This is a genomic window from Bradyrhizobium sp. 31Argb (assembly GCF_043638955.1).
GTDB lineage: Bacteria > Pseudomonadota > Alphaproteobacteria > Rhizobiales > Xanthobacteraceae > Bradyrhizobium.
Genome location: NZ_JBEGDB010000399.1, coordinates 1 through 5,490, shown reverse-complemented (window position 1 = coordinate 5,490; position 5,490 = coordinate 1). Strand labels below are relative to the sequence as shown.

At 56.3% G+C, this 5,490-nt stretch carries 6 protein-coding genes; 5 read left to right on the top strand and 1 reads right to left on the bottom strand.

The annotated features are described in order from the left end of the window. Positions 1–491: 491 nt before the first annotated feature. The 5 genes from AAFX91_RS38475 to AAFX91_RS38455 all read left to right on the top strand — a co-directional run bounded on the left by AAFX91_RS38475 (position 492) and on the right by AAFX91_RS38455 (position 4,687). On the top strand, positions 492–833 hold the full coding sequence (locus AAFX91_RS38475; RefSeq protein ID WP_057019315.1) for a hypothetical protein: 342 nt from the start codon (positions 492–494) through the stop codon (positions 831–833). Beyond that, a complete protein-coding gene (locus AAFX91_RS38470) occupies positions 823–2,085 on the top strand; it encodes a type II toxin-antitoxin system HipA family toxin (RefSeq protein WP_394569968.1) in 1,263 nt (420 codons plus the stop codon). Before AAFX91_RS38475 ends, AAFX91_RS38470 begins: the two co-directional genes overlap by 11 nt. A gap of 12 nt (positions 2,086–2,097) precedes the next feature. Beyond that, positions 2,098–2,733 carry a hypothetical protein gene (locus tag AAFX91_RS38465; RefSeq protein WP_394569966.1) on the top strand — a complete coding sequence of 212 codons (636 nt, stop codon included), beginning with the start codon at positions 2,098–2,100 and terminating at the stop codon, positions 2,731–2,733. Positions 2,734–2,855: 122 nt separating this feature from the next. Beyond that, positions 2,856–4,289, top strand: a complete 1,434-nt coding sequence (mauJ, locus tag AAFX91_RS38460; RefSeq protein ID WP_394569965.1) for a methylamine utilization protein MauJ — start codon at positions 2,856–2,858, stop codon at positions 4,287–4,289. Positions 4,290–4,456: 167 nt separating this feature from the next. Then, on the top strand, positions 4,457–4,687 hold the full coding sequence (locus AAFX91_RS38455; RefSeq protein WP_394569964.1) for a hypothetical protein: 231 nt from the start codon (positions 4,457–4,459) through the stop codon (positions 4,685–4,687). A 193-nt stretch (positions 4,688–4,880) separates the two neighbouring features. Here AAFX91_RS38455 and AAFX91_RS38450 read toward each other — a convergent pair whose 3' ends face one another. Continuing rightward, positions 4,881–5,135, bottom strand: coding sequence for a hypothetical protein (locus AAFX91_RS38450; RefSeq protein ID WP_394569963.1), 255 nt, complete (start codon positions 5,133–5,135; stop codon positions 4,881–4,883). Between the last annotated feature and the right edge of the window lie 355 nt (positions 5,136–5,490).

Sequence of the window (5,490 nt, the reverse complement as noted above, 5' to 3'; positions counted from 1 at the left end):
AAACTCTAACCCCTGATGAGCCAGAGCCTCCCTTCTCGAAAAGCTTGATCTGTCTCAAATTATCTGACGACGGACAGTCCTGCCAAATGCGCGAAAAAAGATCCGCGCAGATTTCCTCGAATTTGTCCCAGCTCGGCGGCGGGCGAAGCTGTTCATTGTTGGCGTCAGACATATTCCGGATTCCGACCCGCCTGGTTTTTCGTGATTAGTGGCAGTCCTCGGTGCTAGGTCCGGGGTATGGCTGCCGCAGCCGAGCCAAGGACTCTCAGATAGAACATTACAAGAACTGCCGCAACTCATAGCTGCACCTTGGAGCTCAATAACCGGTTGATAAATCTACGGTATTCCTCAAAGGAAGCCGATTTATACGAATGCGCTTAAGAGCATGTTATTGGTCATTACTAGCTCTCAAAGGCAAATCATTGCAAAACACAGAAAAATGATGTATGCTCTTAAGAGCATTATAATCGACATACATGGCCTTTAAGAGCATGGTAGCAACCAACAAACTTCAGAAGGCGCCGCCTTACCACGTGTCGCGGGCTCTCACGCAATTGGGAGCGGATCTACGTACCGCACGCATTCGCCGCAACATGACGATGGAGGATGCGGCCAGCAGAATCGGAACGGGTCTGCGCGCCGTTATGGATGCCGAAAAGGGCAAAGCATCGACGGGTATCGTGGTCTACGCGGGGCTATTGTGGCTCTACGATATGCTCCAGCCGCTCGAAGAACTCGCCGATCCTTCAAAGGACAAGGAAGGAATTGCCCTGCAAGCGACGCGGGAACGCAAGCGGGCGCGCAAATCCGGAGGGCTCGACAATGACTTCTAAGGGCAACACCGAATGCTTTGTCTACATCACGCTGCCCGGTCAGACCGAAGCGATAACCGCTGGCCGATTCCAGCTCGCCAAGGATCGCCGTGGCAATGCATTGGGCCGCTTCGTCTACGGCAAGTCGTACCTCTCAAACGGAGATGCGGTCGCGATTGATCCTGTCGAGCTTAAACTATCGGGCGAGACTTACGAAACGGGCCGACTGAATGGCGTCTTTGGCGCGTTGCGCGATGCAGGCCCGGATTATTGGGGTCGCCGTGTCATCGAAAAGCATGCTGGCGTTCCTCAGCTTGGTGAACTCGATTATCTGCTGAATTCAGCCGACGACCGCGCGGGGGCGCTTGGTTTTGGACTTGGTCAACAACCTCCAGCACCACGCCGCAAATTCAACAAGACGCTCGAACTCGCAAAGCTTCAGGAAATCGCCGAAGCCTTGATGCGTGAAGAAGACGTAAAAACCGAGGAGGCCGCACAGGTTCAAGACTTGATGCTCCTGGGCACCTCCATGGGCGGAGCCCGTCCGAAAGCTGTCGTAGAGGACGACGACGGACTCTGGATCGCAAAATTCAACCGCCCGGACGACCGCTGGAACAACACGCGCGTCGAACGCGCGATGCTTGAGCTGGCCAAGGTTTGCGGTCTTCGCGTCGTTGAGAGCCGGGTCGTCAGCGTCGGGGCGAAGGACGTTCTCCTCGTCAAGCGCTTCGATCGCACGAAGACGGACAAGGGATATATGTGTTCGCGGATGGTCAGCGGACTAACTGTGCTGCGAGCTGACGAAGCCGTCGAGATGCGCGATCGCTGGTCTTATGTATTGATGGCGGAGGAGATGCGCCGGGTCACGGAAGAGCCGGAAAAGGATGCCAAAGAGCTTTTCCGGCGCATGACGTTCAATGCGTTGATCTCCAACCTGGATGATCATCCTCGCAACCACGCGCTGGTTGCTAAAGAGCGGACTTGGCAGCTTTCGCCAGCCTATGATCTAACGCCCTCCCCGGTTATTTCGCAGGAACATCGCGATCTAGCGCTGGAGGTTGGCGACCAGGGGCGATTTGCAAATGCGAAGAACGTGCTGTCGCAACATGCCCGCTTTCTGCTGGACACCGAAGAGGCCAGAGCGATTGTCGCGAACATGACTGAACAAGTGCGTGCCTCGTGGTACGATGTTGTTCGCGGTCAAGGGGTCAGCGAAAAGGACGCCGAAACGATCAAGGGCGCCTTCGTATACCCCGGCTTTCTGACGGAATAGAGTGAGGGACGATTGCTTTCCACTGACTACTTGGATTCGATTGCGTCCCTGCGCGGAGATGCGGGCTCATTCTCCATCCCTTGGCCGATGCCTGGAAAGCCCGACAGCTTTCCGAGCTTCGATAGCCTTGCCGAATGGCGAGCCTTTCTGCTGCAATTCGATTTGAACGCCGGCATTCCTCAAATTGTGAGCGCAAAGTTTGAACGCGCTCAGAAGCTCTACGTGCTCGCATGGCTTGATTTAGACTTGATCAAGGCCGGCGAGTTGGTCGGCTTGACCGCGCTCGAGCTCGCGCTGAATGACAGGTATGGCGGCAAAGAGTTATTGAGGCGTAGGCAGTTCGTCACCGAAAAAGCCAAGCAGGAAGCGCGCCCCGTCCGAAAGGGCGAAAAGTGGTGGGTCGAGAACGCGACTTTTGCTGACCTGCTCAAACACATGGTCGAGCACGATGGTCTAACGGACGGTCAGGTGCCGATGAACCAACGTTGCGGATCACCATCCAGCGTGATTGGGCTTCTGACCGGAACAACGAGGCCAAGCCTCGCCGAGATCCGCAATGACCTGGCGCATGGGATTCCGTTTCGCGAATTGCCCTGGGCTGGCTTGCTCGAATTGATACGAGATCTCATCAACTACGCCTATCGATAGCTGTTCGCCAACGGCTGACCAAAGATCGCTTCGGCTTCGGCATTGGCCATAGGGGCTAATGTTCGAACATCAGCGCTGCGTGTTGGTTGTGCCGATATATCCGCGACGGTCTATGATCGGGCATGTACGCAAAACGATTCGAATCTCTGTTAACCGAACAGATTGGCCAGACTGGGCTTTCATCGCGCGCACCGGATGAGATGTCGCTGCGCTTCGAGAGCTTGCGTGGCTATGGCTTACTTCCATCGGGCCGGGTAAAGAATGTAACACCACTTTCTCCGTCGCAAATGGCCGCAACCATCCTTGCGACGGTTACCGCCAAGCCTGGCTTTGCCGGTCTTGCTGGGAAAACCTTGAGCAACCTCCGCCCCGTCGGAGGCGCTGAGGCGTCATTCGCGCAATGCGCCACTTTGGGAAATGCCGTCGAAGCTCTGCTTCAAAATCCCACAGCACTTGACTCGTTTCTTGAATTGCGGGTCTCGGACAGCGAAATCTACACCAATGCGCATGGCCGCGGCGCCATCGTCTATCGTTCGGGCGATGAAATCGTCACCTGTCACTATGTGCATCAGAACGCGCTTTCACTCTTTCACGCCGGAGCCGAAAAAGACTTCGATCCTCGCGCTGTTATTTCTTCGACCGTAACCGAGACGGTGTTTTATGCGGGACTGTTTCGCAAGATCGTCAATGAACTCGCGCGCGAAGCAACCACACGGCTTGCACCGCCGGTCATCGATCCGATGGACGACGATGAGGAAACCAGGAAGGAGGAGCGGACCAAGCGGTTGGGAATTCTACGTAACTCGACATTCCTCAACCTGGCCGTCGACACGCAAGTAACGTGGCCGCCCGTTGAGACCCTTGTTCATTTCGAGGGCTACCGCTTGATCCTGATGCCTCCAACGCGCGAGCACACGACTTCCGTCCACATCGATTTGGTCGGCCAGGGTATCACGTCGGAAAATTCCGTATCGCTTATCAATCGCTTGCTCAGTTTGATGGCATGGTGCGATGACAACTTCGCAATTCTTCAAGAAGGATGGTCGGGCAACCCCGTTCCGGCGCCGGTGCCGAAGCAGAATCTTGGTTTCGCGACTGCCTATCACTGGATATTCGACAGACAACTCCCCTCATCGCGCGAGGCCCGCAAAGCGCTGGCCCTCTACAGAGAGGGACGTAACGCTGAGCAGAACTATTTCATAAGCTACGCGATACTGTCCTACTACAAGATCATTGAGCTCAAATTCGGAGACTTCGAGGGGCAGAAGGTACGAGACTGGATCGCCGTGAACTATGCGGCATTGAAGACCGAGCAAATGCTTGCTGATCGCGTTGCTGACTTTGAACGAGAGCGCGGCAATGAGGAGCCACAGAAGTACCTGAACAAGGCTTGCCGGGTTGCTGTCGCTCATTCAAGTATCAACAATCCGTCCGACCCTGACGAGCTACCTGAATTGAGGCGCCTGCACGTCGCAGCGCATATTCTTCGTGCGCTGGCTCGTAGGTTTATCTCCCAGGAGTTGGGCATTTCGGAATGCCCATATGACGGCAGTTGAGCTAGGCTGACATTCTACGTGCTTAGCAGCTTCAGAAGCTCCGCCAAGGTTGCGAATCGAACTCCAAACTCAGTGGCGAGCCACGCTCTGTTTGTTGGATTGAAAATAGAAGTGCCTGCGGTGCGCGCCAGATCGTTGGTGCACAGAATATCGTTCCGATAAGCGATATGGCTGGCGACCAGCTCTCCATCAGCCCATTCAGCGCATGCTTTTGCGAACACTTTTTCATTGTGGGATGTGCCAGGCTGCGCGTTCCAACCGCCAGCACCATCAAACGCAGCTTGCCCTTCAAGATGGGCCGCAGCGTTGATTTGACGTTGCTCGCGATCAGGGTCGCTGGTCTATACGAAAAGTGCACGGTCATGGGCGGTATGTGGCTGAGTTCGGGCGCGAGCTGATCTGCGCGCGGACGGCCGAAGGGAGGGTGAGAGCGGTGGCCTCGGGGGTCCAACTGGGCCGCCCCCCCAAAACTCACGCTGGCGCAGCGCCAAGTGGCATTGGCGCGACGAGCGGCGGGGGAGTGGACGATAAGTGCGACCCGCTCACCAGCGGCGTAAGCGTCACTAGGCTAAGGCGAACCATTTTGCTGGCTCACGGCCAATCCCCGCCCTCGTCGCTTTCATCGATCACGTCGGGGCATTCCTGGCCCTCGTAAGCGGGGCGAAAATTGACGCAGAGCCCGCCGAAGCCGGCCTCGTATTCGGCGTGCTCGGAGATGATGCGGTAATGGTCGGCCAGAACCTTGGTGACCCGGGCCACGGAGGTTTTCAGCGCATCGATCAAAGTGCGCTGGGTGGCATCATCGATGCGTGGAGCCACGAATCGCATCGCAGAGGTCGTTGACATCGAGTATCTTGGTCATGTCCGCGCCTCCTAGTATTCGTCGGCGCGCATGATCGTCATCCCGCGCCTACCCTACTAAGACGCCGCGCGGCCCGTTCACGAAAGCCTGCTCCGCGCGAGCGGACGCAACAGGGATTCACGCATGGTTCGATTGCGTCAAATCGATGTCGTCAACTGGCTTACGGCAATTTAATCTAAGCGGCCAAGCTATCGCGCGGCGACTTCGTTCATCTCCCGTTTAAGTCGGAAGGACGAGATTCTCGCCTGCTTTAACAACCAGAGGACTGAAATGGACCCGCGGAGCGGGACCGCTTGAACCGGTTTGTTAGTTGGAAACTGACCGCTCCTGATCCCTTTC

Excerpts from the sequence above, each read along its gene's own strand:
- AAFX91_RS38475 (WP_057019315.1), top strand. The coding sequence starts at position 492 with ATGGTAGCAACCAACAAACTTCAGAAGGCGCCGCCTTACCACGTGTCG.
- AAFX91_RS38470 (WP_394569968.1), top strand. The coding sequence starts at position 823 with ATGACTTCTAAGGGCAACACCGAATGCTTTGTCTACATCACGCTGCCC.
- mauJ (WP_394569965.1), top strand. The coding sequence starts at position 2,856 with ATGTACGCAAAACGATTCGAATCTCTGTTAACCGAACAGATTGGCCAG.
- AAFX91_RS38455 (WP_394569964.1), top strand. The coding sequence starts at position 4,457 with ATGGCTGGCGACCAGCTCTCCATCAGCCCATTCAGCGCATGCTTTTGC.
- AAFX91_RS38450 (WP_394569963.1), bottom strand. The coding sequence starts at position 5,135 with ATGTCAACGACCTCTGCGATGCGATTCGTGGCTCCACGCATCGATGAT.